Source organism: Clostridium sp. AF32-12BH (genome assembly GCF_003477935.1).
In the GTDB taxonomy this organism is placed as follows: Bacteria; Bacillota; Clostridia; order Lachnospirales; family Lachnospiraceae; genus Brotaphodocola.
Genome location: NZ_QUEH01000019.1, coordinates 1 through 25,995 on the forward strand (window position 1 = coordinate 1; position 25,995 = coordinate 25,995).

30 protein-coding genes are annotated in these 25,995 nt (G+C 48.7%); 29 read left to right on the forward strand and 1 reads right to left on the reverse strand.

The window, feature by feature from the left end; translation table 11 throughout:
- Positions 1-141: 141 nt before the first annotated feature.
- From DWZ40_RS16235 to DWZ40_RS16315, 17 genes are all read left to right on the forward strand, one after another.
- A complete protein-coding gene (locus DWZ40_RS16235) occupies positions 142-957 on the forward strand; it encodes a helix-hairpin-helix domain-containing protein (RefSeq protein ID WP_118543919.1) in 816 nt (271 codons plus the stop codon).
- 15 nt (positions 958-972) lie between these two features.
- Complete coding sequence (locus DWZ40_RS16240) at positions 973-1,671, forward strand: response regulator transcription factor (protein WP_118543920.1); 699 nt, start codon at positions 973-975, stop codon at positions 1,669-1,671.
- Between the two features lie 17 nt (positions 1,672-1,688).
- Positions 1,689-3,155: a hypothetical protein gene (locus DWZ40_RS16245; RefSeq protein WP_182431772.1), complete on the forward strand. Its 1,467-nt coding sequence runs from the start codon at positions 1,689-1,691 to the stop codon at positions 3,153-3,155.
- A 104-nt stretch (positions 3,156-3,259) separates the two neighbouring features.
- Entirely contained in the window at positions 3,260-4,246 is a 987-nt protein-coding gene (locus DWZ40_RS16250; protein WP_118543921.1) for an alpha/beta hydrolase, read from the forward strand.
- Positions 4,243-4,722 carry a 23S rRNA (pseudouridine(1915)-N(3))-methyltransferase RlmH gene (gene rlmH / locus DWZ40_RS16255; protein WP_118543922.1) on the forward strand — a complete coding sequence of 160 codons (480 nt, stop codon included), beginning with the start codon at positions 4,243-4,245 and terminating at the stop codon, positions 4,720-4,722. The genes DWZ40_RS16250 and rlmH overlap by 4 nt, the downstream gene beginning before the upstream one ends.
- A gap of 98 nt (positions 4,723-4,820) precedes the next feature.
- Positions 4,821-5,567 (forward strand): hypothetical protein, encoded by a 747-nt coding sequence (locus DWZ40_RS16260; protein WP_182431773.1) that lies wholly within the window; start codon positions 4,821-4,823, stop codon positions 5,565-5,567.
- Between the two features lie 138 nt (positions 5,568-5,705).
- On the forward strand, positions 5,706-6,671 hold the full coding sequence (gene spoIIIAA / locus DWZ40_RS16265; RefSeq protein ID WP_182430421.1) for a stage III sporulation protein AA: 966 nt from the start codon (positions 5,706-5,708) through the stop codon (positions 6,669-6,671).
- Positions 6,668-7,201: a stage III sporulation protein AB gene (locus DWZ40_RS16270; RefSeq protein WP_243035372.1), complete on the forward strand. Its 534-nt coding sequence runs from the start codon at positions 6,668-6,670 to the stop codon at positions 7,199-7,201. Before spoIIIAA ends, DWZ40_RS16270 begins: the two co-directional genes overlap by 4 nt.
- Positions 7,202-7,213: 12 nt before the next feature.
- Positions 7,214-7,408 (forward strand): stage III sporulation protein AC, encoded by a 195-nt coding sequence (gene spoIIIAC / locus DWZ40_RS16275; protein WP_118530868.1) that lies wholly within the window; start codon positions 7,214-7,216, stop codon positions 7,406-7,408.
- Positions 7,409-7,478: 70 nt separating this feature from the next.
- On the forward strand, positions 7,479-7,865 hold the full coding sequence (locus DWZ40_RS16280) for a SpoIIIAC/SpoIIIAD family protein (protein ID WP_118543925.1): 387 nt from the start codon (positions 7,479-7,481) through the stop codon (positions 7,863-7,865).
- On the forward strand, positions 7,862-9,169 hold the full coding sequence (locus DWZ40_RS16285; RefSeq protein ID WP_118543926.1) for a stage III sporulation protein AE: 1,308 nt from the start codon (positions 7,862-7,864) through the stop codon (positions 9,167-9,169). Before DWZ40_RS16280 ends, DWZ40_RS16285 begins: the two co-directional genes overlap by 4 nt.
- 17 nt (positions 9,170-9,186) lie before the next feature.
- Entirely contained in the window at positions 9,187-9,780 is a 594-nt protein-coding gene (locus DWZ40_RS16290) for a stage III sporulation protein AF (RefSeq protein ID WP_182431774.1), read from the forward strand.
- Entirely contained in the window at positions 9,770-10,252 is a 483-nt protein-coding gene (locus DWZ40_RS16295) for a stage III sporulation protein AG (RefSeq protein ID WP_347560112.1), read from the forward strand. Before DWZ40_RS16290 ends, DWZ40_RS16295 begins: the two co-directional genes overlap by 11 nt.
- Positions 10,253-10,268: 16 nt before the next feature.
- Complete coding sequence (locus DWZ40_RS16300) at positions 10,269-11,066, forward strand: SpoIIIAH-like family protein (RefSeq protein WP_118543929.1); 798 nt, start codon at positions 10,269-10,271, stop codon at positions 11,064-11,066.
- Positions 11,067-11,264: 198 nt separating this feature from the next.
- A complete protein-coding gene (locus DWZ40_RS16305) occupies positions 11,265-11,600 on the forward strand; it encodes an Asp23/Gls24 family envelope stress response protein (RefSeq protein WP_118543993.1) in 336 nt (111 codons plus the stop codon).
- A 293-nt stretch (positions 11,601-11,893) separates the two neighbouring features.
- Positions 11,894-13,234: a sodium:proton antiporter gene (locus DWZ40_RS16310; protein WP_243035373.1), complete on the forward strand. Its 1,341-nt coding sequence runs from the start codon at positions 11,894-11,896 to the stop codon at positions 13,232-13,234.
- A gap of 15 nt (positions 13,235-13,249) precedes the next feature.
- Entirely contained in the window at positions 13,250-14,287 is a 1,038-nt protein-coding gene (locus DWZ40_RS16315; protein WP_118543931.1) for a cytidylate kinase-like family protein, read from the forward strand.
- Between the two features lie 67 nt (positions 14,288-14,354).
- Here the strand turns inward: DWZ40_RS16315 and DWZ40_RS16320 are convergent, their stop codons facing one another.
- A complete protein-coding gene (locus tag DWZ40_RS16320; RefSeq protein ID WP_118543932.1) occupies positions 14,355-14,786 on the reverse strand; it encodes a DMT family transporter in 432 nt (143 codons plus the stop codon).
- A 187-nt stretch (positions 14,787-14,973) separates the two neighbouring features.
- Here DWZ40_RS16320 and nusB point away from each other — a divergent pair, with 187 nt between their 5' ends.
- The 12 genes from nusB (at position 14,974) to DWZ40_RS16380 (ending at position 25,991) form a co-directional block, all read left to right on the forward strand.
- On the forward strand, positions 14,974-15,426 hold the full coding sequence (gene nusB / locus DWZ40_RS16325; RefSeq protein WP_118543933.1) for a transcription antitermination factor NusB: 453 nt from the start codon (positions 14,974-14,976) through the stop codon (positions 15,424-15,426).
- 1 nt (position 15,427) lies between these two features.
- On the forward strand, positions 15,428-16,645 hold the full coding sequence (gene xseA / locus DWZ40_RS16330) for an exodeoxyribonuclease VII large subunit (RefSeq protein WP_118543934.1): 1,218 nt from the start codon (positions 15,428-15,430) through the stop codon (positions 16,643-16,645).
- A gap of 96 nt (positions 16,646-16,741) precedes the next feature.
- Complete coding sequence (xseB, locus tag DWZ40_RS16335; protein WP_347560113.1) at positions 16,742-16,945, forward strand: exodeoxyribonuclease VII small subunit; 204 nt, start codon at positions 16,742-16,744, stop codon at positions 16,943-16,945.
- On the forward strand, positions 16,932-17,819 hold the full coding sequence (locus DWZ40_RS16340; protein ID WP_118543935.1) for a polyprenyl synthetase family protein: 888 nt from the start codon (positions 16,932-16,934) through the stop codon (positions 17,817-17,819). Before xseB ends, DWZ40_RS16340 begins: the two co-directional genes overlap by 14 nt.
- 84 nt (positions 17,820-17,903) lie before the next feature.
- Positions 17,904-19,826 (forward strand): 1-deoxy-D-xylulose-5-phosphate synthase, encoded by a 1,923-nt coding sequence (gene dxs, locus DWZ40_RS16345; protein ID WP_118543936.1) that lies wholly within the window; start codon positions 17,904-17,906, stop codon positions 19,824-19,826.
- 126 nt (positions 19,827-19,952) lie between these two features.
- Positions 19,953-20,762 carry a TlyA family RNA methyltransferase gene (locus DWZ40_RS16350; RefSeq protein WP_118543937.1) on the forward strand — a complete coding sequence of 270 codons (810 nt, stop codon included), beginning with the start codon at positions 19,953-19,955 and terminating at the stop codon, positions 20,760-20,762.
- An 11-nt stretch (positions 20,763-20,773) separates the two neighbouring features.
- Positions 20,774-21,601 carry an NAD(+)/NADH kinase gene (locus DWZ40_RS16355; RefSeq protein WP_118543938.1) on the forward strand — a complete coding sequence of 276 codons (828 nt, stop codon included), beginning with the start codon at positions 20,774-20,776 and terminating at the stop codon, positions 21,599-21,601.
- 12 nt (positions 21,602-21,613) lie between these two features.
- The gene (argR, locus tag DWZ40_RS16360; protein WP_118543939.1) at positions 21,614-22,066 is read left to right on the forward strand and encodes an arginine repressor; all 453 of its coding nucleotides are present in this window, start codon (positions 21,614-21,616) and stop codon (positions 22,064-22,066) included.
- Positions 22,067-22,084: 18 nt separating this feature from the next.
- Entirely contained in the window at positions 22,085-23,749 is a 1,665-nt protein-coding gene (gene recN, locus DWZ40_RS16365) for a DNA repair protein RecN (RefSeq protein WP_118543940.1), read from the forward strand.
- Between the two features lie 171 nt (positions 23,750-23,920).
- The gene (gene spoIVB / locus DWZ40_RS16370; protein WP_118543941.1) at positions 23,921-25,210 is read left to right on the forward strand and encodes a SpoIVB peptidase; all 1,290 of its coding nucleotides are present in this window, start codon (positions 23,921-23,923) and stop codon (positions 25,208-25,210) included.
- Positions 25,211-25,320: 110 nt separating this feature from the next.
- Complete coding sequence (locus DWZ40_RS16375; RefSeq protein WP_118543942.1) at positions 25,321-25,638, forward strand: hypothetical protein; 318 nt, start codon at positions 25,321-25,323, stop codon at positions 25,636-25,638.
- A complete protein-coding gene (locus tag DWZ40_RS16380; protein ID WP_147354204.1) occupies positions 25,599-25,991 on the forward strand; it encodes a hypothetical protein in 393 nt (130 codons plus the stop codon). Before DWZ40_RS16375 ends, DWZ40_RS16380 begins: the two co-directional genes overlap by 40 nt.
- Positions 25,992-25,995: the final 4 nt, after the last annotated feature.

Consider the following 25,995-nt stretch of genomic DNA (forward strand, 5'->3'; position numbering starts at 1 on the left):
CCGCCATTTGGAGAAGTGGAATTTAAATTTTCATTTTAGGGGTGACGGTTTGCGGAAAATACCGCTTGTATTTGTGCACGGCTTTCGGTAGAATAGTACTAGGCTGAATCTGGGATTCTCTTTGGAAACGGAGAGAAGAACATGAAGAAAAAACGATCTGCCATTTTAAAATGGCTTTTGCTGGCTGTGTTTTTGCTGGCGGCCGGATGCTTTTACAGCTACAGTGGAGGGCAGACTTCTGAAACGTGGAATCCGTCAGCAACTTCCATGGAGACAGAGTTGCTGGGAGCGTCGGAAACATTCAAAGCGGAAGCGCCAGAAGCAGGAAAAGAAGCGGAAGTAGAAGAAACCGAAAAACTGGAATCAGATGGACAGTCCGGTGCCGAAATCGTATCGGAAACAGCGGAACAGGCAGCGGTACAGAAAGCAGGACAGTCAACCGTACAGAGGTCCGGTGCGGGCACTGCGGAGCAGAAACGCTGCTATGTGTACATCTGCGGAGAGGTCAATTGTCCAGGTGTTTACACGCTTCCGGAAGGCGCGCGGATTTATGAAGCCATTGAACTGGCTGGCGGTTTTACCGGGGAAGCAGCGGAAAGCTGGCTGAATCTGGCAGAGCCGGTCTGCGACAGCATGAAGCTGGAGGTTCCGTCCCGGACACAGGCAAAGGATCCGTCATGGCAGGCGAAAAGTCAGGCTGGCAGTGCAAACAATGCGGGGGCGACTGGAGGTGGAGCGAACGGTGCAGCGGGGAAAAGCCAGGCGGCACTGGTGAACATCAACACGGCTTCTCTGGAAGAACTGATGACGTTAAAAGGCATTGGGGCTTCCCGGGCAGAGGATATTGTCCGCTACAGGCAGGAGGCCGGTGGTTTTACAAAAATTGAAGACATTATGAAAGTGCCTGGCATCAAAGAGGCAGCTTTTCAGAAAATAAAAGACAACATTATAGTATAGGGAATAGGTGAGAACATGGCAAAGATTCTGGTGGTTGATGATGAAAAACTGATCGTGAAGGGCATCCGGTTCAGTCTGGAACAGGACGGCATGGAAGTGGACTGCGCATATGACGGGGAAGAGGCAATCAATCTTGCGAAGCAGACCGAGTACGATGTGGTACTTCTGGATGTTATGCTGCCGAAGTATGACGGGTTTGAGGTTTGCCAGGCAATCCGTGATTTTTCCGAGATGCCGATCATCATGCTGACTGCCAAGGGCGGAGACATGGACAAGATTTTGGGACTGGAATACGGGGCCGATGATTATGTCACGAAGCCTTTTAATATTCTTGAGGTAAAGGCACGGATCAAGGCGATCATGCGAAGAAATTCCAAAAAGGCCGGTAAGGGAAAAGCAGCAGAGAATAAGATGATCACAGCAGGAGATTTAAAGCTTGACCGGGAAGGACGTCTGGTATTTATCGGAGAGAAAGAAATTAACCTGACTGCGAAGGAATTTGATCTTTTGGAACTTTTGGTATGCAATCCGAATAAGGTGTATTCGCGCGAGAGTCTTCTGGCTCTAGTGTGGGGCAACAAAGCATCCGAATCTGGTGATGTTCGAACCGTAGATGTTCATGTCAGACGCTTAAGGGAAAAAATTGAACCAAGTCCGAGTGACCCGAAATATGTGCATACGAAGTGGGGCGTCGGTTATTATTTCCGTGTGTAGGACAAGAGGTGAGCAGTATGGAACAAAACAAATGGACAAACCGGTGGAGAAGACTGGACAATACGGCTAAGATTTTTCCGGTGATCGCAAATGAAAATGTGAGCCAGGTATTCCGGATTTCGGTCACGCTAAAAGAAAAGGTAGATCCGGAACTTTTAAGCCAGGCACTGAAGGATCTTCTTCCGGAGATCCGGAATTTCCGGGTAAAACTCAGGAGAGGACTTTTCTGGTACTATTTTGAAGAGAATGACAGAATCCCTCAGGTAAAACGGGAAAATACGTACCCGTGCCGTTTTATTGACCCGCATGGAAACCAGCGTTTTTTGTTCCGGGTAACCTATTATGAAAAGCGGATCAACCTGGAGGTGTTCCATGCGCTGACAGACGGACTTGGGGCAGTAAATTTCTTAAAATGCCTGACCAGGCAGTATTTGAGACTGGCGGCAGGGGCGTCTCAGTTTATGACATGGGACGATGAAAATATCCGCAAACAGGAAGTATTCCATGTGCAGGACAGTTATTTAGAGCATGGCGATGACGGAAAACCGCGCAGCTACAGTTCCAAACCGGCTTATCAGCTGGAAGGACATTATCTGCCGCTTGGAGCCGGTCAGGTTTTGCACGGCTATGTTCCGGTCAGTGAACTTAAGAAAGTTTGTAAAAAGCACGGAGTGAGCATTACCAAATATCTGGCGGCAACCCTGATCTGGTCGATCTGGAAGGAATATTTGGGCGGAAGAAGCAGCCGGAGGGCAGTTGTATTGAATCTTCCGATCAATCTGCGGGCCTTTTTTGGTTCTGATACCATGGCTAATTTTTTTGCAGTTACCATGATCGGCTGGCTGTTCCGAAATCCGGATATTCCGTTTGACGTGCTGCTTCAGAAGGTCAGCAGCCAGATGGATAAAAAAATTGACAAAGAAAAGCTGGCAGAGAGCATTGCCTACAATGTCTCCAATGAGAAAAAATGGTATCTGCGTGCAATTCCGCTCTTCCTTAAGGTTCCGGCACTTTCCATGGTGTTCCGTTTAAAAGACCGTGCCTACACGATGACATTATCCAATATTGGTCCGGTTTCGATGGAATCGGAATATGCAGATCTGATTGAGCGCTTCCATCTGATGATCGGGGTGTCCCGTCGCCAGCCGGTAAAGTGCGCAGTCTGTGCTTATCAGGATGAAATGGTGATCACCTTTACCTCGGTATTTGCGGACAGCCGTCTTCAGAAGCAGTTTTTCCATAAATTAAAAGAAGATGGTGTACCGGTCCGTTTTGAGGGAAATGAGCTTTCTGCGGCAGCAAAACGGGATATGTATCCGCGAGTCCGAAAAGTGCTCATCCGCCGCGGAGGTGCAGAGGAAAAAGCAACCCGTATGGCAAAGAAAGTAGGAAATACCGGAGTGGGCGCAGCAAAAGGAATCCGCGATTATGTAAGTGGCCGGAGAAGCTGGAAAGAAGAATTAAAACGGCGCCTGCATATATAATCACCACGTAACTGCTTTGCCGGTCTGCACAGTTGCTGCATAGACTGTGCGTATGCGAAACAGTTGAAAATAATGTTAGACAGAGCTTGGAAAGGATGACTAGTTTGAGAAACAGAGAAGTGAGCCTGCGTGGAAAACTGGTGCGGGACATGATGAAAAACATGATGGATTCCGCCATGGGACATAAGATCCAGACTGGGGAATACCGGATGGATCCGAAGGAGCCAGCCTGGAATTGTCCGCCGGATTATGAATATGAGATCATCGGGATGGAACATTTTAAAATGGAATATCTGCGTCCGGCCGGTGTGTGTACCGGGAGGGTGATTCTACAGTTTCATGGCGGCGGCTACATTGGCCCCATGAAGAATATTTACCGGGATTTTGCCATACAGTATTCCCAAAGAAGCTTCGGCGGAGATGTGCTGACGGTGGACTACCGCGTTGCCCCGGAGCACCCGTATCCAGCTGCGCTGGAAGATGCCGTGGCAGCGTACCAGTGGCTGATCGGGGAGAAGCATTATGAATCCGGAAAGATCATCATAGCGGGAGATTCTGCAGGAGGTGGTCTGGCACTGGCATTGGTCATGTATCTGCGCGATCATGGAATGGAACTTCCGGCGGGTATTGTGGTCATGTCACCCTGGACGGATCTGACGAACAGCGGAGCCTCATATCAGACAAATTTTGACCGGGATCCCCAGTTTGGCGGTACAACAGACAATATGCTGTTTCACAGTCCTTATATTGGAACTGCAGATCCGCACGATCCATATCTGTCTCCTTTGTTTGGCAGCTTTGAAGAGTTCCCACCGGTTTTGTTCCAGGTGGGAAGTGAGGAAGTGCTCTTAGATGATACTTTGCGGGCGGCTGATAAAGTACGGAAAGCACATGGAAAATTGCGTGTGACTGTCTATGAGGGTATGTTCCATGTGTTTCAGATGGCGCTGCGCTTGATTCCGGAAAGCCGGGAGGCATGGGACGAAGTAAGCCGTTTCCTGGAGGTCATTTACCGGATCGAGCGGAAAAAAGAAGGAAAAACCGTAAAACGGGTAAAATCCGGACGGGAGAGAAGCAGGAGAGAATCATGAAGATCACACTGGTGACGGTAGGAAAAATCAAAGAAAAGTTTTATACGGATGCGATCGCAGAATATGCGAAGCGGTTAAGCCGTTACTGCAAACTCGAGATCGTTCAGGTAGCAGATGAAAAAACGCCGGATAAGGCGAGCGAGGCAGAAGAAATCCAGATCAAAGAAAAAGAAGGGAAACGGATCCTGGAGCAGATCAAGGATGGTGCTTTCGTCATTGCCCTTGCAATCGATGGAAAAATGCTGGATTCCGTGGAACTGGCGGAAAAGATCGATAAGCTTGGTGTTGGTGGAGTCAGTCAGCTGGTTTTTGTGATCGGTGGTTCCCTCGGACTCTCCAAAGCCGTGCTTGACCGTGCCGATTACCATCTGAGCTTTTCAAAGATGACATTCCCGCATCAGCTGATGCGGGTGATTTTGCTGGAACAGATTTACCGCAGTTACCGGATCATCCACAAAGAGCCGTATCATAAGTAACGGTATCATAAATCATGCTGCCGGTGGCGCAGCAAAGCAGTATACAGAGCAATCAGGTTTCAGAGGAAAGACCATGTAAAAAAAGGAGGAGATTTCATATGAAAAACTGGAAAAAACAGATTGCATTGGTTGTAGCAGCAGGAGTTTTGATGGCAATGGGAGCCGTTACTGCATTTGCAAGTTCAAAGAGCAGGCTGGAAACGATCACAGATCTTTACTGGGGGGACGATGGAACAACTGCAAACTGGGAAACGGTAGAGGATGCTTATCAGTATGAAGTGCGTCTTTACTGTGAAGAAAGCCAGGTGGCAAGTGTCAAAACCAAAAAAGACTCTTATGACATGGAAAAGAAAATGACAAAAGAGGGAAATTACACGTTCCGGGTGCGCGCTCTGGCAAAATCAAATTCGAAGGAATTTACAGATGGATACTGGTCGGAAGATTCTGAGGAAACCTATATTGCGGCTGATTTTGCTGAACTGATCAAAAATGGCGGAAGTTCTTCCCAGTTAAAGAACGGAGGACCTGGAAAGAAAGAAGGCGAACAGGCGGCTGAAGAGAAAGAAGCTTCCGTTGTGTCCCAGGCGAAATGGATCCAGGAAGCAGGAAGCGGCCGCTGGTGGTATCAGAATGCGGATGGAAGCTATCCGGCAAATGGCTGGTGGCAGGACCTGGCAAACGGGATCTGGTATTTCTTTGATGCGCAGGGCTATATGCAGACGGGATGGATCGACTGGAACGGCAGCCGCTATTACTGCACGGGAAGCGGTGCCATGGCAGTCGGGGAATACACCATTGACGGTGCTGCATACCGGTTTGATGCGTCCGGCGCCCTGCAGCAGTAAAAAAACTGCGATAAAGAAAACATGGTATAGGATAACCGAATACAGCGCATTGTGCAGGAAACAATTGTGAACATAGACAAGGTCCGGGTATAAATCACCCCTTCCCTCATATATATTATGTAGGGGAGGGGTGATTTTTTGGATAAGCGGGAAGAACTGATCAAAATATTTTCGAAAGATATCCGGGTGATTTTAAAACAGGTCATGGTGGATTTTGACCAGGTGCAGGAAATACGTCTGCGGGTCCATGCGCCGCTTCTGATGATTTGGAATAATCACGAGTATTACATTACGCCGGAAGGAAATTTAAGTACACGGGCCGAAGAGGCGTATCTGGTGACGCGGGAAGCATTGAAAGAAACGTTGGACTATATGAGCAATTATTCGCTGTATGCCTTTGAAGAAGAAATAAAACAGGGATTTATCACGATCCAGGGAGGACACCGCATCGGCATTGCCGGAAAAACCATCATTGATGAACATGGAATCCGCAGTATGAAATTTATTTCCTTTATCAATGTACGTCTCTCCCATCAGGTGAAAGGATGTGCAACGGTACTGTTGCCGTATCTGTATGACCAGGAAACCCTCTTTCATACCCTGATCATATCGCCTCCGCGCTGCGGAAAAACCACACTTCTCCGTGATATTATCCGTCAGGTGTCCAATGGAGGACCTGGACATGCAGGGCTTACCATTGGCGTGATCGATGAACGGTCGGAAATTGGTGCCTGTTATCAGGGAATTCCGCAGAATGAACTCGGAATCCGGACGGATATTCTGGATTGCTGTCCGAAAGCACAGGGGATGATGATGCTGATCCGAACCATGTCGCCGCAGGTGATCGCGGTGGATGAGATTGGAAGCCGGGAAGATCTGGAAGCGATCGAATATGTCATGAATTGCGGCTGTAAGCTGGTTGCCACGGTTCATGGAAGTTCGATTGAGGATATCAAACAAAAACCGGTGCTTCGGAAGATGGTGCTGGAAAAATGGTTTGAGCGCTATGTGATTTTAAATAACAGGGGGAAAATTGGCAATATCGGAGAGATTTATGATTCCAGGGGCTGCAGGCTGTATCCGGTAGGAGGTGAATGCTTTTGAGTATTCAGGGATGGATGAAGGTATTGGGGGCGGCCTGTATTCTATGGGGAGCAGCAGGGACCGGAATCTGGTTTGCCGGAAGATATAAACAGCGGATCCAGGAACTGGAGCAGCTGAAACAGATGCTCTTTTTGTTAAAAGGGCAGATCCTCTATGCCAGTGCACCGCTCCCGGAAGCATTGGAGACAGTCGGAAAGCGGGTAGACGGAATCCTGGGAAAATTGTTTCAGGAAACTGCAGCCAGTCTGCAACAACAGCCCGGAGAGCCATTCCCGGTAATCTGGAAACGATGTGTTTCCGAAATATCCGGGCACAGCGCACTTTCAAAAATGGACATGCAGGCGCTTCAAAATCTGGGGGATCATCTTGGATTTCTGGACCGGGAAACTCAGGAACGGACACTGCTTCTATATCTGGAACAGGTAGATGCCCAGCTTGAGGTTTTAAGGGAACACCGCCAGGAACGCTGCAGACTGTATACAAGCCTTGGAGTTATGGGCGGCTTATTTCTTGCAGTAATCCTGATCTGATGGAGGATCCATATGGGAGTAAATCTGATTTTTCGCATTGCCGCAGTCGGGATTTTAGTATCTGTGATCTGTCAGGTACTGCGGCACAGCGGGCGGGAAGAACAGGCATTTCTGACCAGTCTTGCTGGTCTTGTACTGGTGCTGTTCTGGCTGGTGCCTTATATTTATGAGTTATTTGAAACCATGAAAAATCTGTTTGCCTTATAAAAATTGTAACTGCGGGGTGTCTGGCAGTTACAGATCGTGTTTCTATAGCAAATGTCTGGCAGGGGTTGATATGTCGGTTGTAACAGTAGGAATTATCGGAATTGCGGCAGTGCTGATGGCAGTTCAGCTAAAAAGCATGAAGGGCGAATATGGGCTGTATCTGGTCATGGCGGCTGCCTGTGTGATCTTTTTTTACGGAACACTGAGGCTTCGCGTGATCCTTGACGGCTTAGGGAAAATCCAGGCCATGATCCGGCTCAATCCGGTCTATTTAAATACGCTTTTAAAAATGACCGGAATTACTTATATTGCGGAATTTTCTTCCGGAATCTGCAAAGATGCAGGATATGGAGCGTTGGGGAATCAGATTGAGATATTTGGAAAATTGTCCATTCTGGCAGTAAGTCTTCCGGTCATTCTGGCACTGTTGGAGACACTGCAGGGGTTTCTGGTATGAAGCGGGGGAGCAAAGGCAAAGTGCTGCGTCTGTTCGTAGCTGTTCTGACGATTTCGGTGTGCATGTTGGGGGCTTCGGCTGAATATGCATGGGCGATGGGGGAGTCTCCGAACGTGCTGGCAGCAGATAGGGCTTTCAATGTCTGGAATGTATCTGGGTTTCATAATGCCGGGATTGTGGCCGGGCAGAAAAACGGGAGCACAGATGGAGAGAAAACCGGACTGGGGTCAGAGTCTGCGCTTCCTCTGGACGAGCTTTCCGGTCTGGATGAGATTGAGGAATATCTCAAACAAGAACTGGGTGGAGGGGAGCACCGGCTTACGTTTCGTGAACTGATGAAAGCATTGGCATCCGGAGATACAAAAACAGCTGCTTCTCTCTGCCTGGAAGGACTGTGGCAGCAGCTGTCTGGCGAATTGCAGGGGAAAAAAAGTATGGCAGTCAGCCTGTTGGCACTTGGACTTTTCGGTGCGATGTTTACAGGTTTTTCCGAGGTGTTTTCCGGAGATTCCACGGTAGAAACCGGATTTTTTTTGACTTATTTGATGGTATTTGCAATTTTGGCGGCTGCATTCAAAGAAAGCTCTGAGGCTGCTTCGCGGATCCTGGATGGGCAGGTCCAGTTTATGAAAGTACTGCTTCCTTCTTATTTTACGGCAGTGGTCTGGTCTGGTGCCGGACTTTCTTCGGCTGCCTGGTATGAACTGGCGCTGTTTTTGATCGCCGGGGTACAGCGGCTTTTTGGAGGATTATTACTCCCGCTGGCACGCATTTATTTTCTGTCTGTTATGGTTGGTTCCATGATCAAAGAAGATCTGTGTTCCCGGATGCTGGATCTTTTAAAAACAGGGATCTGGTGGGCAAGCCGGTCCCTGTTTGGAATCGTACTTGGGTTTCAGCTGATTCAGGGAATGGTGCTTCCTTATGCAGATGCAGTAAAAAATGCCGGAATGCAAAGGCTTTTGCAGGCAATTCCGGGAATCGGAGATGGAGCCGGGGCAGTGACCAGACTGATGCTGGGTTCCGGTGTATTGATCAAAAATACCATGGGAGCCGCGGCGGTATTGCTGTTACTCTTATGTTCCATAGTGCCGTTGGCAAGATTGTTTGTGATGTACCTGCTTTACCGTGGAATTGCAGCTGTCTTGCAGCCGGTGGCAGATAAGCGGCTGATTTCCTGCTTGAGTGGTGTGGCAGAAGCCCAGAAAATGCTTCTTGTGGTGGCAGCATCCGGATTCTTGCTGTTTGCGGTCACGATAGCGCTGATCTGTCAGGGAACAAATGCGGTTTATCTGGCATCGTAAAATTTGGAGGGAGTAAAGTGTCAGCAGTTTATGAATGGATCCGCAATCTGACAGCACTTTTCCTCTTTTTTTCTGTCGTGGAAAATCTGTTGCCAGGGAAAAAATACGGGAAATACATACGCCTGTTTGCTGGTATGGTTCTGATCCTTTTGGTCGTGGAGCCGCTGACGAACCATCTTGATCTGGAAGAGGTTCTGGCACGCAGCTATGAGAGTCTGCTCATTCGTGAAGAAGCCGGGGGACTCGAAGCAAACTTCAATGAAATAGAAAAAGAACGCGTGACGCAGATTCTGAAGCGTTATGAGGAGACAGTTTGTCAGGACATCCGGAAACTGGCAGATGCATGCGGCATGAAGCTTGTTGATTGTAACGTAAGTATAGACGGAGAAGAAAACAGTGCAAAATTTGGAGCAGTAAAGAGCATCTCAATTGTGTTGCAGGAAGAGTCTGATGCAGAGAGTACCAAAAAACTGTTAAAAAAAATTCAGGAATATTATGGTCTGGAGGAAAACTATGTGGAAATTCAAATTGCCGGAGGGAAAAGATCGGTGGATCTTTCTGCTGACCATAGGCGTGATTCTCTGTATTCTGGCGTTTCCGGTGGGGAATAAAGAAAAGCGGATGTTGTCTCCGACTCCCGGATATGCGGACACTTCAGAAAATACACAGACCGTGTCACAGGATGCGGCAGCCTACGAGAAAAAACTGGAACTGCGCGTAAAAGAACTGCTGCGCAATGTTTCCGGTGTAGGGGAAGTCGATGTGATGATCGTATTAAAATCTTCCTCTGAAAAAGTGATTCAGGTAGATAACAGCAGTTCCAAATCCGTGACAACAGAAAAGGGAAACGGAATGGACCGCTCGGTGGAAACCATGGATCAGGAACACAGTACAGTACTTACGGGGAGCGGCAGTGGTCAGGAACCAATTGTCTCCAAGGAAGTTTACCCGGAGATCGAAGGAATCGTGATCAGTGCAGATGGGGGAGGGAGTGCATCGGTCCAGGCGGAGATTTCCGGGGCCATGGAAGCATTATTTGGCCTTCCGGCGCATAAGATAAAAGTGCTAAAGCGGGTGGAGTAAAAGAAGGAGCGTCGGTATGAAACTGAAACGGGAAGAAACATCCAAACAGAACAACATGAAAAAACTGTTTCGCAGAAACCAGATCATCATTACGACCCTGGCCATCATGATCGCGGCTGCCGGATATTTGAATTATGCGGGAAAACGGGAACTGGAAGCCAGCACCGGAGATGAAATTTACCAGGCCGGCATGTTTGACATTTCACAGGAAGATCTGCTGAAAGAAAACCAGAAGAACAGTTTGGGGGGAGCAGGCATGATTGAGGAAGCGCAGCCGCAGGCAGAAGGCTCCATGCTTCAGGCAGAAGCCTCGCAGACAGAAATTCAGACGCAGGAAAATACGCTGGCAGAGGCAGAGCAGGGAGCAGAACTCGCTGAAATTGACAGCTGGGACAGCGGAGAGGAAGCCGGAATCGAGAATCCGGGAGAGGCAGTTCTGACGAGCGGTCTTACCGTATCGGATTACATAGCAAACGTGCAGTTAAACCGGGAACAGATCCGGGCAAGAAATAAAGAAACGTTAAATTCAATCATCAGCAACACCAACATCGATGAAGCTGCGAAGCAGGAAGCGATTCAGAACATGATCACCATGACTGCAGTTGCAGAAAAAGAAAATGCAGCAGAGACCCTTTTGCAGGCACGCGGGTTTGCAGATCCGGTTGTAAGTCTGACGGATGGAAAAGTCGATGTTGTGATCAATGCGCCTTCCATCACCGATCAGCAAAGAGCCCAGATCGAGGATATCGTGAAGAGAAAAACGGAAGTTGGAGCGGAGAATATCATTATCACGCTGCTGAACCTGGAAGACTAAATTGGAAATTGAAAACCGAATTGGAAAGACTGAAAATCCCCTTTGCAAAACACCCCAGATTTGCTATACTATAGGAAATAGAGAATCTGGACAGCAGTGGGAGTTGTAAGAAACAGCTGCTGCACCGGGCTGATCTGAGGAGGGAATACTGTGGCAGAGTTAGAAGGAAGAAATACGCATAAATTATATGAAAAAGAGATGATGGGCGAGGTCCGCATTGCAGATGAAGTTGTAGCGATCATTGCCGGACTGGCAGCTACCGAGGTAGACGGCGTGGATTCCATGGCTGGCAACATTACCAACGAGCTGGTTGGAAAACTCGGCATGAAAAATCTGTCCAAGGGTGTTAAGGTAGAAGTGACTGAGGAACATGTATCAGTCGATTTATCTTTAAACATCAAATACGGCTACAACATTCCGGATGTCAGCGAACGTGTACAGGATCGTGTAAAATCTGCAATTGAGAACATGACAGGTCTTACCGTACTGGATGTTAATATCCGGATTGCAGGAGTGAACATCAACGAGCAGTAACTGTAAGCTGCAGGAACGAGTTGAAAAATTGCATAAAAGTTAAACATGAATGGAAATATCGTAAAAAGAGGTCTGCCTGGAAATGGTATGGCCTCTTTTTTGCTGTCATACGCATGACAAAATATCTGTGATGAACATTACATATAAAGAAAACATAAAGAAATGTGACAATAAAATATCTATGGTTACATTTTGTAAAAAATAGTGCTATAATCCATGCTTGATTCATCAAGAGAAGAACTATTGCAGATTTATTTTCTGCAATTACAAATGAAAAAAAGGAGGAAATGGAAATGAATCTTGCATTTTGTATTCCGTTTGCAGGACTTCTGCTTTGCATTGCGGTTCTCCCGTTGGTAAAAGCAGAATGGTGGGAAGCACACCAGCCGCATGCAGTTATATTCTGGTCGCTGCTGTTTGTGCTGCCGTTTGCATTCGTTTATGGACCAGGACAGGCTTTTGAGAAAGTGTTAGAGTGTATCGTCGATGATTATCTGACCTTTATCATTCTGCTGTTCGGCCTTTTTTGTGTTTCTGGTAATATCACCCTGGAAGGAGATCTGGCTGGTTCCCCGCGGATCAATGTGGGTCTTCTTCTGATCGGAACCATGCTTTCGAGCTGGATCGGAACAACCGGTGCCAGCATGCTGATGGTGCGTCCGATCATTAAGATGAATGCGTGGAGAAAACGGAGAAGCCATATCATGGTCTTCTTTATTTTCCTGATCTCCAACATTGGAGGCTGCCTGACACCGATCGGTGATCCGCCTCTTTTAATGGGATTTATGCGTGGGGTTCCATTCTTCTGGAGCCTGCATTTGTTACCGGTGCTGTTATTTAATGTTGTGATTTTACTGACTGTTTTTTATTTCCTGGACCGCAGGGCTTACCGGAAAGATATCGCAGAAGGCTTAAAGCCGGATATCAGCAAGCCGGGTACTGAAGTTCACATTATGGGACTTCATAACCTGATCTTTCTGATTATGATCGTTGCAGCCGTAATTTTAAGCGGAACCCTTCCGGGGATGGCAGCATTCCAGGATGCAGAGGGCGCTGTGCGCGGAATTCATCTGTTTGGGGAAGTAACGCTGACTTACCCGGCACTGATCGAGGTTGTGATCATTCTGGCAGCAGCATGGTTATCCTTTCAGACAACCAGTCCGGAAATCCGCAGAAAGAACCACTTTACATGGGGAGCAATCCACGAGGTTGCGGTATTGTTTGTGGGAATTTTCATCACCATGCAGCCGGCCCTTATGATCTTAAAGGCGAATGGTGCAAGCCTTGGTCTGACCAAACCGTTTGAGATGTTCTGGGCAACGGGATGCCTCTCCAGTTTTCTGGATAATACACCGACCTATCTGGTCTTCCTCACGACAGCCGGAGCCCTTGGGTTTACGGAAGGCATGCCGACAATCCTCGGTACCGTTCCGATCGCCATGCTGGAAGCAATCTCCTGCGGTGCAGTCTTCATGGGCGCCAATACTTACATCGGCAATGCACCGAACTTTATGGTAAAATCGATTTCAGATGAGAATGGTATCCGCATGCCTTCGTTTTTCGGATATCTGCTCTGGGCGGTTTCATTTCTGATTCCGGTATTTATTCTGGACATGCTGGTATTCTTTTTATAAGGAGGGAAAGAGACTATGGAATATACACAGGAAAGTCTCCGTGAGCTTGCGGAGCGCATCTATGATCTGGATGCAGAAGTTTACAGCTGTCTTGGCTCTTCCCTTGGCCGTGTGTTCAACCGTGACCGGGAACGCTGTGTAACAGAAATGGTGCGGCTGATGATGCAGCGTGACAGCGGCCACCAGTTGCGCAGTGAGCTGGCACTGATCAGTAATATGGCGCGGACGATTCCAGATAAGGAAAGCCGTTCCATGATCATGCGGGAATACACCAGTATTCTGCATGAGATCATCGCCCTGCCGACCAGCTTTGGCGGCGGCGATGTGCTGGATCAGAACATGGCAAGTTTAAATACCTTAAATCTGGAGAAACGTTTCTCTGGAAACGATCATCTGGTTATCTGCATCAGCCGTACGTATGGCTGTGCCGGAAATGAGATTGGTTTTACCCTGGCAGACCGTTTGCGGATCAATTATTATGATGCGGAAATCTTTTCAGCCGTTTTGAAACGTCTGGAAGCAGAAAAAGATGAAGTAGTAGATAAAGCCGGATATCCGGGAAAAACGATTGATAAAGCGGATCAGGAAGCAGCATTTTCCAAACCGCAGAAACTGACACTGAAAGCCTGGGCGGCAGGGTTTAACCGTTATCATGGCCTGAGCAAGCGGGACGCGGTATTCTTTAACCAGAGTGATCTGATCTGCGATATGGCTAAGAAGGAGGACTTTATCGTGATGGGACGCTGTGCCGATGTGATCCTGACCAATAACCAGATCCCGCATATCAGCATCTTTATCACGGCTCCGTTTGAGCAGCGGCTGCGCCGTACCATGGAAGTGCACCCGGATTTGAATGAGAAGCAGGCAAAACATCTGTTAAAACAGTTAGACCGCCAGCATCAGAATTATTACCGCTTTTTTACCGGAAGAAAATGGGGCAACGCTGCGAACTATGATCTGTGTTTAAACAGTGCGGCCTATGGTATCGACGGTTCCGTTGATTTTATCCTCCGGATGCTGGACCGGGAAGGAAAGATGAATTCCCCGGAGTAAGGATATTCATGGAATGCTCCACTGGTGGCAGCAGATTGTGAAACAGCACGATGCGGAATCAGAACTGTCATTTGCTGTGGAACAGCACGATCCCGCCGATGGCAATCAGCGCACCGAGGAGTTTTTTCCATTCGAACGCGGCTTTTTCCACTCCGAACCAGCCAAACAGTTCGATGGCATAAGCCACGATGATCTGTGTGACGACAATAAACAGAGTCGCTTTGGCCGGACCGAGGCCGTCCATGCTGCGGACAACCGTGTAAGTGATAAAAGCCCCGAATATGCCGCCGAGCATCATGTACCAGGGCCGCACGGAAACGAGGGCAGAGACAGGAACCCGTTCGGAAAAAAGCCAGAAGACCACGCAGGTAAAGAAAGCGCTGAGCTGGACCCATCCGGCAGAGAGCCAGATGCCGGTCTGGCGGGTAAGACCGGTGTTTAAGACACCCTGGACACTCATGAGGGCGCCTGAGATCAAGGCAATGAAAAATCCAAACATAAAATACCTCCCAAAATATAGCCGTACCGGTTCATTAGCACAATGGAGAAACATTAGCTAGTGTACCGGATGCGGCTGTTTTTATACCTTTTTTTGCGCCGGATAAAACAGCGTTGTGAAACTGAAAAAAATGTGGTATGATAATGCGTAAGATTGGAATCGGTATAAGCAGGAGGAAGAAAGATAGATGACCAGAAGAGAAATGCGTGAGCATTGTTTTAAGATCCTGTTCGGAGTAGAGTTTTACCCGACAGAAGAAATAAACGTTCAGGTGGAGCAGTATTTCGATGCACCGCAGGAGGACGATGTTGCGGATGACGGCAAGGAAGAAGTGCTTCATAACGTAGACATGAAAGAAGTAGACCGCACTTTCCTGACGGACCGTGTGGAAGGCATTGCCGGCAAGATCCCGGAACTGGATGCCCGCATCGACGAGGTGGCACAGGGCTGGAAGACCGGACGTATGGGAAAGGTAGAGCTTACCATTCTGCGTCAGGCACTTTATGAGATGTTATATGACAGCGAGGTGCCTTCCAAAGTTGCGATCAACGAGGCAGTAAACCTTGCGAAAAAATTTGGAGGAAAGGATTCACCGGCGTTTATCAATGGTGTTTTGGCAAAGCTGGTAACCGAGGAATAATATGGCCAGTGTATATTCTGTTTCCCAGGTGAATTCCTACATCAAGAATATGTTTGCCCAGGATTTTGCCCTCAGCCGGATCACGGTGCGGGGCGAGGTCTCAAACTGCAAGTATCACACATCAGGACATATTTATTTTACGCTGAAGGATGGGACCGGAACTCTGGCGGCAGTGATGTTTGCCGGCCAGAGGAAAGGTCTCTCTTTTCAGTTACAGGAAGGGCAGCAGGTTGTGGTGACCGGCTCGGTCGACGTTTATGAGCGGGACGGCAAATACCAGCTTTACGCAAAAAAGATCGAGAAAGAGGGCCGCGGGGATCTGTACCAGCGCTTTTTAAAACTGCGTGATGAGCTGGAAGAGATGGGCATGTTTGCACCGGAATACAAGCGGCCGATCCCAAAGTATGCGAGAACCGTAGGTGTGGTAACGGCATCTACCGGTGCTGCGATCCGGGATATCATGAATATCACAGCCAGAAGAAATCCGTATACGCAGCTGGTCTTATATCCGGCCCTGGTACAGGGAGCCGGGGCGGCAGAGTCTGTCGCAGCAGGAATCCGCACGCTAGACAGAATGGGACTGGATGTTCTGATCGTAGGGCGCGGAGGCGGTTCCATTGAGGATCTCTGGGCATTTAATGAAGAAGTCGTAGCGCGGGCAATCTTTGACTGTGCGACTCCGATTATCTCTGCAGTGGGGCATGAAACAGATGTCACGATCGCAGACTATGTGGCAGACTTGCGTGCCCCGACACCGTCGGCAGCAGCGGAGCTTGCCGTGTTTGATTACCGGCAGTTCGAAGCAGCCTGTTTCTCTTATCGGGCGGGACTTGCGCAGGCGATGGAGCGGAAAACCGAGCTTTTGCGTTATCGCACAGAGCAGTATCGTCTGCAGCTTAAGCTTCATGACCCGGAGCGGAAACTGCGGGAGCAGAAGCAGCGCCTGGCTGATACAGAGGATGCCTTAAGACGTGCCATGGAACAGAAAATAACAGAAAGCCGGCACCGGCTGGCACTTCTTGGCGGGAAGCTGCATGGGCTGTCGCCGCTTGCAAAAATCAGCAATGGCTTTGGCTTTGTGACAGACGAAAAAGGTGAGCGCCTTACGCATGTCAGCCAGACAGCTCCTGGCGGGGAGATCACGCTGCGTATTACGGACGGAAAAATCCGGGCTAAGGTGCTTGAAACAGAAGCTTATCATACAGAGCGTGAAGCATAACACATGCTGGATGGGAAACGTTTGATCCATGATAAAACGACATGGAAATCTGGCGTGTTGGAAGCAGAACATATGCCACGCAAAAAAGGAGCGGACATGGAAAAATCAATCGAACAGACTTTTGCAGAGCTGGATGAGCTCATGGAAAAACTGGAGTCTCCGGATACAAGTCTGGAAGAGTCATTTGCCTGCTATGAGGCAGGCATGAAGCTGGTGAAAGCTTGCAGTGATAAAATCGATAAAGTAGAAAAGCAGATGATCATCCTGCAGGGAGGGGCAGAGGAAGATGGAGATGCATGAAGAACTGAAGAAGAGAACCGGAGAGGTAGAAACGGTTGTTGAGCGTTATCTGCCCAAGGAAGAAGGACACCAGAAAACCATTTTTGAGGCCATGAACTACAGCGTACGGGCTGGTGGAAAACGTCTGCGCCCTATGCTGATGGAAGAAACGTACCGGCTGTTTAGCGGAAAAGAACAGGCTGTGGAGCCTTTTATGGCAGCGATGGAGATGATCCATACTTCTTCTCTGATCCACGATGATCTTCCGTGCATGGACAACGATGAACTGAGAAGAGGGCTTCCGACTACCTGGAAAAAGTTCGGTTATGATATGGCTGTGCTTGCGGGAGACGCCCTGATGATCTATGCGTTTGAGACCGCATCCAAAGCCTTTGCCATGACACAGTACCCAGAGCGGGCAGCAAGGGCGATTGGCATTCTGGCAGAAAAGACTGGTATTTATGGTATGATCGGCGGTCAGGTGGTCGATGTGGAACTGACCGGAAAACCGATCCCGCAGGAAAAACTGGATTTCATCTACCGGTTAAAGACTGGAGCACTTCTGGAGGCTTCCATGATGATCGGTGCCATTTTAGGCGGTGCTTCGGAAGAAGAAATCCGTCGTGTGGAGGAGATTGCAGCGGCAGTCGGTCTGGCTTTCCAGATCCAGGACGATATCCTGGATGTGACAAGCACCAGTGAAGAACTTGGAAAACCGGTCTTAAGCGATGAGAAAAACCAGAAAACCACATATGTAACGCTGGTTGGCCTGGACCAGGCAAGAGAAGATGTGGCAGAGATCTCATCCCGTGCGGTAACACTGCTAAAGCAGCTGCCGGGCCAAAATCCGTTCCTTGAAAATTTGATTACGATGCTCGTGGAGCGGAAAAAATAAGAACGATAGGCAACATGCCGTAACTGGGAACACAGCGGGCAGTTACAAATTACTTTAGGGAAGAAACAGGGAGTTGCAAAAACCATGATTCTGGAACACATTGAAGGTCCGTGGGACGTGAAAAAATTAAACACGGAGGAGCTTAAGACTCTGGCAGCAGAGATCCGGCAGTTTCTGATCGAAAAGATCAGCGTGACCGGCGGACATCTTGCGTCCAATCTGGGCGTAGTGGAGCTGACCATTGCTTTATATCTGGCATTTGACCTGCCAAAGGATAAAGTCATCTGGGATGTGGGGCATCAGTCGTATACCCACAAGATCTTAAGCGGACGCCGGGAAATGTTTGATGAACTGAGGCAGTACGGGGGAATGAGCGGGTTTCCAAAACGCAAGGAAAGCCCATACGATTCCTTTGATACCGGACACAGTTCCACATCCATTTCCGCTGGTCTTGGCATTGCCCAGGGGCGGGATCTGTTAGGCGAGAATTATGCAGTCATTTCCGTGATCGGCGACGGAGCCCTGACCGGCGGTATGGCTTACGAGGCATTGAACAATGCGGCTCACCTGAAAAAGAATTTTATCATTGTATTAAACGACAATAACATGTCCATCTCAGAAAATGTGGGCGGCATGTCAAAATATTTAAGCGGTCTGCGTTCCGGAACCAGATACAATGCACTGAAACGTCATGTATCGGAGACATTGTTAAAAGTTCCAGTGGTTGGTGCCAGCCTGGTAGAGCAGATCAGCCGCACCAAAGACAGCATCAAGCAGCTGGTCATTCCGGGAATGCTCTTTGAGAACATGGGCGTGACTTACCTGGGACCTGTGGACGGGCACGATATCAAAGCCATGGTGAAAACGTTCCGGGAAGCCCGGAGAATGGACCATGCAGTGCTGGTGCATGTGCTGACCAAGAAAGGAAAAGGGTATGCTCCGGCAGAAAAAAATCCGTCCCGTTTCCATGGAATCGATCCGTTTGATATTGCAACCGGAAAGTCATTGAAGGAAAAGGTTTATCCTACGTACACGGATGTATTCTCCAAAGAAATCTGCCAGCTTGCGGAAACCGAAAAACGACTGGTTGCGGTCACGGCAGCCATGCCGGACGGAACGGGACTGAAAGCGTTTTCCAAACAGTACCCGGAGCGTTTCTTTGATGTGGGAATCGCGGAACAGCATGCGGTGACCTCTGCGGCTGGTATGGCGGCAGCCGGTCTGAAACCGGTGGTTGCCGTCTATTCCTCGTTTTTGCAGAGAGGATTTGACCAGGTGCTTCACGATGTCTGCATTCAGAACCTTCCGGTTGTCTTCGCACTCGACCGTGCCGGACTGGTCGGAAGTGACGGGGAAACGCATCAGGGAATTTTTGACCTGTCCTATTTAAGCTGTATTCCCAATATGAGCATTATGGCTCCGAAAAATTTATGGGAGCTTCAGCAGGAACTGGAGTTTGCAGTCTGCCATTACGACGGTCCGATCGCAATCCGTTATCCGCGCGGGCAGGCATACCGCGGATTAAAGGAGTTTGCCCAGCCGATCGAGTACGGAAAGGGTGAAATGCTTTACGAAGGCAGCCGCATTGCCCTGCTGGCAGTCGGAAGCATGGTCAGCACGGCGCAGCATGTGCGGGAAAAATTAAAGGATGTTGGTTTTGACTGCACGCTTGCCAACGGCCGTTTTATCAAGCCGGTGGATTATGAACTGGCAGACCGGCTGGCAGCAGCGCATGAACTGCTCGTAGTATTGGAAGAAAATGTGCTTCAGGGCGGATATGGTTTACAGGTGAAGGCTTATGTGCAGGAACGTTACCCGCAGGTAAAAGTTTTGAATATCGCACTTCCGGATGCGTATGTGGAACATGGCAATGTATCGGTCCTGCGCGAGGAACTGGGCATTGACAGTGATTCTGTGATCCGAACGATGCGAAATGCCTGGAAACCGCTGGATGAGAGGTTGTCTGCCATGCAGTCTCATGAAAAAACGCAAACAACCCAGGAATAAAACCGGAAGAAGAGTCGGAAAGAAAAGCGAAAACAAAACTGGAAACAAAACAGAAAGTCAGCAACAAAACTGGGACAAACAGAAACAAATTCAGAGAGAAAACCAGAAACAGAAAGAGGAAGATACATGAAAGAAAGACTGGATATCCTGATCGTGAATAAAGGTCTTGCCGCTTCCAGAGAGAAAGCGAAAGCCATTATCATGTCGGGCATCGTTTATGTAGATGGACAGAAGGAAGATAAGGCAGGCTCCATGTTTGAGGAGACGGCAAACATCGAAGTGCGCGGCGCAACCTTAAAATACGTCAGCCGCGGCGGCCTGAAGCTGGAAAAGGCCATGACGCACTTTGGAGTGAAATTAAAAGATAAGATCTGTATGGACGTGGGCTCTTCCACGGGAGGGTTTACCGACTGCATGCTGCAGAATGGCGCGGTGAAGGTCTATGCAGTGGATGTGGGACACGGTCAGTTAGACTGGAAGCTCCGCAACGATCCGCGGGTGGTGTGTATGGAAAAAACGAATATCCGTTACGTCACCCCGGAAGACATCGCGGATCAGATCAATTTTTCTTCCATCGATGTTTCCTTTATCTCCCTGACAAAAGTCTTAGGACCGGTGAAGGCGCTTCTTGCGGATGACGGACAGATCGTCTGCCTGATCAAACCGCAGTTTGAAGCAGGACGGGAGAAGGTCGGAAAGAAAGGCGTGGTCCGTGAAAAGAGCACGCACCTGGAAGTCATTGAGAAAGTGATCGAATTTGCAGTAAGCATTGGATTTGAAATTTTGAACCTGGAGTATTCTCCGATCAAGGGGCCGGAAGGCAATATCGAATATCTGCTTTATCTTCAGAATCATACCGATGGACAAACCTACACGGAGTATCAGGTCGACGCAAAAGCCATTGTCGATGCGGCTCACGGAGAACTGGACAAATAACAGGAGAGTTTATGAAACATTTTTATCTGATCGCGAATCCGTCGAAACCAGGAGCTTTGGATGCAGCGGAAAAAATAGAAAAAGAACTGATTCGCCGCGGCGCATACTGCACGCATAACCGGGGGTATACAAGGGCGGATCAGGTTCCGTCTGACACGGAGTGTGTGATCACACTTGGCGGAGATGGTACCCTGATCCAGGCATCCAGAGATCTGATCAGCCTCGATCTTCCCATGATGGGAATCAATATGGGGCATCTGGGCTACCTGACCCAGGTGTCGCGGGAGGAAGCCCTCGACCCGGTACTGGATGCCCTTTTGACCGATTCTTTTACATTGGAAAAGCGCATGATGCTGGAAGGCAGTGTGGTAGGGGCAGAAAAAGAAGTCAAAGGCATTGCTTTGAATGAGATCGTTCTGACCAGACAGGATGTATTGCAGGTACTGCATTTCCAGGTTTATGTGAATGGAGTATTTTTCAACGAATATATGGCAGACGGAATCATTGCGGCAACCCCTACAGGTTCTACTGCGTATAATTTGTCAGCAGGCGGACCGATCGTGGCGCCTGGGGCGCAGCTGATGCTTTTGACTCCGATCTGTTCCCATTCCCTGAACGCGAGAAGCATTGTGCTTTCTCCGGAGGACCGCGTCAGCATCCGACTGGTAAAATGGAGCGGCGGCAGATCGTATTCGGCAGTATTTGACGGAGACCAGGCATTTCCGCTCCATTATGGGGAACGGCTGGAGATTAGCCGGGCACCGAAATATACTACACTGATTCAATTAAAAAATGTATCATTCCTTGAAAATATCAGACAGAAAATGGACCGCATTTAACGGAGGGAACAGATGAAACTGGAACGTCACAGCAAAATTGTGGAACTGATCGGAAAATATGAGATTGAAACCCAGGAAGAACTGGCAGAGCGCCTGAATCAGGAAGGGTATAAGGTGACCCAGGCTACCGTTTCCAGGGATATCCGGGAACTGAAACTAACCAAAGTCCAGTCGGAAAACGGACGGCAGCGCTATATGGTCATGCAGAACCAGGCGGCTTTCAGTGACAAATATATCCGCATCTTAAAAGATGGATATGTTTCTATGGATATGGCACAGAATATCCTTGTGATCAAGACGGTGTCCGGCATGGCAATGGCAGTGGCAGCAGCACTGGATGAGATCCATTTTCATGAGATCGTTGGCTGCATCGCTGGAGATGACACCATCATGTGTGCGGTTCGCAGCGTGGATGACACGATCCTTTTAATGGATAAACTGAAAAAACTGATCTTGGCCCGATAGGCAAAAGGAGGGGCGGCAATGCTTTTGGAACTGCATGTAAAAAATCTGGCGCTGATCGAGGCGGCAGATGTGGAACTGGAAGATGGCTTAAATATCCTGACCGGTGAGACCGGTGCAGGAAAGTCCATCATGATCGGGTCAGTCAACCTGGCGCTTGGCCAGAAGGCTTCGAAGGAGATGATCCGAAACGGCGCGGAATATGCGTATGTGGAACTCGTGTTTTTGGTGGATCCGCAAAAAAAAGAAGCGCTCCGGGCACTGGATGTCGTACCGGATGAAAACGGCATCCTGATCATCAGCCGCAAGATCATGGCATCCCGCAGTATGAGCCGTATTAACGATGAGACGGTTACGGCGGCCAGGTTAAAACAGATCACGTCTCTTCTGATCGATATTCATGGACAGCATGAGCATCAGTCTTTGCTTCACGCATCAAAACATCTGGAAATTCTGGATACCTACGCAAAATCCCGTGTTCTTGAGCTGAAATTGCAGACAGAGTCTCTTTATAAAGAATATACTTCCCTTAAGAAAGAATTGGATCAGCTTGTTACGGACAGTGAAAGCCGCAGAAGAGAGGCTGATTTTCTGCGCTTTGAGATCGAAGAGATTGAAAATGCCGGATTAAAAGAAGGGGAAGAGGAATTTCTTGCGGCAAATTATAAAAAATATGCAAATGCAAAGCGGATCATCGAAAACCTTTCGGCTGCATACCGCGCGGTGGATTCGGAAAGTGTGGGAAATGCCCTGCATGAGGTCAGCGAGGTGGCAGAATTTGACCCGGAATTAAAAGCAATCAAGGATCAGCTTTACGATGCGGAGGCGGTGTTAGCGGATGCCCATCATGCAATCGGGGAATACTTAGGACAACTTGATTTTGATGAAGCATCGTTTCAGGAAACGAAAGAGCGTCTTGATCTGATCCGCGGGCTGCAGGCAAAATATGGAGAAAATATAGAAAAGATCCAGAAATCCCTGGAAGAAAAGAAAAAACGTCTGGAGCAGCTGGAGCATTTTGATGAGTACCGCGCCAGAATGGAACAGGAATACAAAAAGACAGAAGAAAAACTGGAGACAGTGAGTGCAAAATTGTCGAAAGTCCGCAGGGAAGAAGCGAGAAAACTGACGGAAAAGATCCGCGAGGGACTGATTGACTTAAACTTCCTGGATGTGCGTTTCTCGATGGAATTTAAGCGGCTGCCTCACTATACGGCGAATGGATTTGATGAGGCGGAATTTGTCATTTCCACAAACCCCGGAGAACCGGAGCGGTCGCTCGCCCAGGTGGCGTCCGGCGGTGAACTTTCCCGTATCATGCTGGCAATCAAGACGGTGTTAGCAGACAGCGATGATATTCCGACCCTGATCTTCGATGAGATCGACACGGGAATCAGCGGTCGCACGGCACAGAAAGTTGCGGAAAAACTGGCAGTGATCTCCAGAAACCACCAGGTGATCTGTATCACGCATCTTCCGCAGATCGCGGCAATGGCAGACTGTCATTTTGAAATTAAAAAATCAACAGACGGGGAAAGCACAAAAACCAGGATCAACCGTTTAAAAGAAGATGAGACGGTCACGGAACTGGCGAGACTTCTCGGCGGCGTCCAGATTACGGATGCGGTGCTTCAGAATGCCAGCGAGATGAAAAAACTGGCTAAGCAGACAAAGAAGTACAGGTAAGATGTTTGCAACTAAAAACTGACAGTGTGATTTTTCTATTCGGCACACATACTAGAAAGGAGCTTACAAAAGGCTCCTTTTTTCTTTGTTTCATAGAAAATCGGTAATTAGGTTCCATGATACAGGAATGAAACAGACGGCAGGTGAGACAACGGACAGGAGGAATGTGGAATGCGAAAAACACACAGGGCAGGAAGTTACTTTTACCGGATTCTTAACGCAGTATTCTGGAGCAGTCTGGTCTTTACAGCGGGATATGGCTGGTATTATACCGAACACCAGATCCCGGAACATTTCAGCATTGCAGAGGGAGAGGAAGAATCTATGGTGCTGGATCTGCCTTTTTATACTACCATACTGAGTGAGAGCGAGGCGGTCGTACTAAAGGGAGATTCCGGCATCCCACAGGACGAGATCCGGATCCGACCGGACCAGGAATTCTCTCTCTATGCGGAAAAAGAAGGTCAGTTCCGTTTGGGTCTGAAGCTGTTTGGAGCAATTCCCTTTAAGCAGATCAGTGTGGACGTGGAGGATACCTGCTATGCAGTTCCCTGTGGCATGCCAGTGGGAATCTATTTGAAATCCAACGGAATTCTGGTGGTTGGAACCGGAAAAGTGACGGATGAAAACGGGAAAGAGGCAGAACCAGCTTACGGAATTTTGCAGTCCGGTGATTACATTGAGGCAATCAATGGGCAGCCGCTTTCGGACAAAGAAGCTCTGGTCACAAACTTAAACCATATGGGCGAGAGTGAGGCACTTTTGCGGGTACGGCGGGCCGGAAAGGAACTGGAGCTGTCTGTGGATACGGTAAAAACAGAGGACGGGAGCCGCAAACTGGGTGCCTGGGTGCGGGATGATACCCAGGGGATCGGCACCATGACGTACTTAGAGGAAGATGGAAGCTTTGGTGCACTGGGGCACGGGATCAGTGACAGTGATACTGGGCGGGTGGTAGAGATTGAGAACGGGGTGCTGTACGAGACCGAAATTCTGGGAATAGAGAAAGGAAGTGCCGGAAATCCTGGGGTGATGGCCGGTGTCATCTACTACGGTCCCGGATCCAGGCTGGGAAGTGTGGATCAAAATACCGATTGCGGGATATTCGGAACAGTGGATGAAAAATTTCGTCAGAAGATATTGGAACAGCCGGTTGAGGTGGGACACCGGCAGGACGTAAAAAAGGGCAAGGCCTGGATCCGCAGCTATGTTTCGGGAAGTGCCTGCGATTATGAGATAGAGATCCAGCGGGTTGATTACAGTCCGGCGCGGGAAAACAAGAGCCTGGTATTTCAGGTGACCGATGAACGGCTGTTGCGCCTTACGGGTGGGATTGTGCAGGGGATGAGCGGCAGTCCGATCCTCCAGAACGGGAAACTGGTCGGGGCAGTGACGCATGTATTTGTGAATGATCCGACAAAAGGGTACGGAATTTTTATGGAAAATATGTGTGCTCATTAGGAATGACAGCTTTGGATCGTCCTGGAAATTGGAAAGATTTCCTTGTAAATCACGCAATTGCCCGCTATAATGAACTTATTTAAGATTTATAATAGAAAGAGACCAGAGCGATGAAGAAAAAGAAGATTCCGGGTGTATTGCTGGCGGTTGTCTGTGTGCTGTCCTTGGTGTCTGGCCGCGGCGGCAAGGCCAGTCCTGGTGCTGCCGGTGATTTTGACAGTGGCGTCCATGAACCGCTCAGCATATGCAGTCCGTTCCGTGATGTGAACGCATTCATCGAGGTCGTGCACAAGTACTATCCGGAAATCAATTTTGATTTCATGTCTTTTCCGTGCTTCGGGATATGCAGTATTTGCACGATGCATCGTTTGACAGCACTTTGCAGACGATGCGGGAAACCGGAGTGGCTTATTCCAATGTCATTCTGAATGGACAGGAATATTATTATGTACTGTACCAGATGGAAAATTTCGAATGGACGCTGCTGTTTCTTGTGCCATCCGCTTATGTCGCTACGAATACAGTACAGCTGGTGAACACGACAACAAGGCTGCTGCTGCTGATTACCGATGAGAAATCTTTCATTGAGAATGCACAGGCAGCATTCAAAAAAACAGAAATTACCCTGCTGCTTGCAAAATCCGAAACGGAGGCGAACGAATTACTGCGGAAGAATCCGGTGGACATTGCTTTATTGGGCAGTTGTCTCAAGGACGATACGCTTGCCGGAAATCTGCACCGGCTGCGGAACAAAACAGGAAACGCACTGCTGCTTTACTGATGCG

What these genes read in the sequence shown, in the direction of transcription:
- DWZ40_RS16235 (WP_118543919.1), top strand. Translation starts at nt 142, where the DNA reads ATGAAGAAAAAACGATCTGCCATTTTAAAATGGCTTTTGCTGGCTGTG.
- DWZ40_RS16240 (WP_118543920.1), top strand. Translation starts at nt 973, where the DNA reads ATGGCAAAGATTCTGGTGGTTGATGATGAAAAACTGATCGTGAAGGGC.
- DWZ40_RS16245 (WP_182431772.1), top strand. Translation starts at nt 1,689, where the DNA reads ATGGAACAAAACAAATGGACAAACCGGTGGAGAAGACTGGACAATACG.
- rlmH (WP_118543922.1), top strand. Translation starts at nt 4,243, where the DNA reads ATGAAGATCACACTGGTGACGGTAGGAAAAATCAAAGAAAAGTTTTAT.
- DWZ40_RS16260 (WP_182431773.1), top strand. Translation starts at nt 4,821, where the DNA reads ATGAAAAACTGGAAAAAACAGATTGCATTGGTTGTAGCAGCAGGAGTT.
- spoIIIAC (WP_118530868.1), top strand. Translation starts at nt 7,214, where the DNA reads ATGGGAGTAAATCTGATTTTTCGCATTGCCGCAGTCGGGATTTTAGTA.
- DWZ40_RS16280 (WP_118543925.1), top strand. Translation starts at nt 7,479, where the DNA reads ATGTCGGTTGTAACAGTAGGAATTATCGGAATTGCGGCAGTGCTGATG.
- DWZ40_RS16285 (WP_118543926.1), top strand. Translation starts at nt 7,862, where the DNA reads ATGAAGCGGGGGAGCAAAGGCAAAGTGCTGCGTCTGTTCGTAGCTGTT.
- DWZ40_RS16300 (WP_118543929.1), top strand. Translation starts at nt 10,269, where the DNA reads ATGAAACTGAAACGGGAAGAAACATCCAAACAGAACAACATGAAAAAA.
- DWZ40_RS16305 (WP_118543993.1), top strand. Translation starts at nt 11,265, where the DNA reads ATGATGGGCGAGGTCCGCATTGCAGATGAAGTTGTAGCGATCATTGCC.
- DWZ40_RS16310 (WP_243035373.1), top strand. Translation starts at nt 11,894, where the DNA reads ATGAATCTTGCATTTTGTATTCCGTTTGCAGGACTTCTGCTTTGCATT.
- DWZ40_RS16315 (WP_118543931.1), top strand. Translation starts at nt 13,250, where the DNA reads ATGGAATATACACAGGAAAGTCTCCGTGAGCTTGCGGAGCGCATCTAT.
- DWZ40_RS16320 (WP_118543932.1), bottom strand. Translation starts at nt 14,786, where the DNA reads ATGTTTGGATTTTTCATTGCCTTGATCTCAGGCGCCCTCATGAGTGTC.
- nusB (WP_118543933.1), top strand. Translation starts at nt 14,974, where the DNA reads ATGACCAGAAGAGAAATGCGTGAGCATTGTTTTAAGATCCTGTTCGGA.
- xseA (WP_118543934.1), top strand. Translation starts at nt 15,428, where the DNA reads ATGGCCAGTGTATATTCTGTTTCCCAGGTGAATTCCTACATCAAGAAT.
- xseB (WP_347560113.1), top strand. Translation starts at nt 16,742, where the DNA reads ATGGAAAAATCAATCGAACAGACTTTTGCAGAGCTGGATGAGCTCATG.
- DWZ40_RS16340 (WP_118543935.1), top strand. Translation starts at nt 16,932, where the DNA reads ATGGAGATGCATGAAGAACTGAAGAAGAGAACCGGAGAGGTAGAAACG.
- dxs (WP_118543936.1), top strand. Translation starts at nt 17,904, where the DNA reads ATGATTCTGGAACACATTGAAGGTCCGTGGGACGTGAAAAAATTAAAC.
- DWZ40_RS16350 (WP_118543937.1), top strand. Translation starts at nt 19,953, where the DNA reads ATGAAAGAAAGACTGGATATCCTGATCGTGAATAAAGGTCTTGCCGCT.
- DWZ40_RS16355 (WP_118543938.1), top strand. Translation starts at nt 20,774, where the DNA reads ATGAAACATTTTTATCTGATCGCGAATCCGTCGAAACCAGGAGCTTTG.
- argR (WP_118543939.1), top strand. Translation starts at nt 21,614, where the DNA reads ATGAAACTGGAACGTCACAGCAAAATTGTGGAACTGATCGGAAAATAT.
- recN (WP_118543940.1), top strand. Translation starts at nt 22,085, where the DNA reads ATGCTTTTGGAACTGCATGTAAAAAATCTGGCGCTGATCGAGGCGGCA.
- spoIVB (WP_118543941.1), top strand. Translation starts at nt 23,921, where the DNA reads ATGCGAAAAACACACAGGGCAGGAAGTTACTTTTACCGGATTCTTAAC.
- DWZ40_RS16375 (WP_118543942.1), top strand. Translation starts at nt 25,321, where the DNA reads ATGAAGAAAAAGAAGATTCCGGGTGTATTGCTGGCGGTTGTCTGTGTG.
- DWZ40_RS16380 (WP_147354204.1), top strand. Translation starts at nt 25,599, where the DNA reads ATGCGGGAAACCGGAGTGGCTTATTCCAATGTCATTCTGAATGGACAG.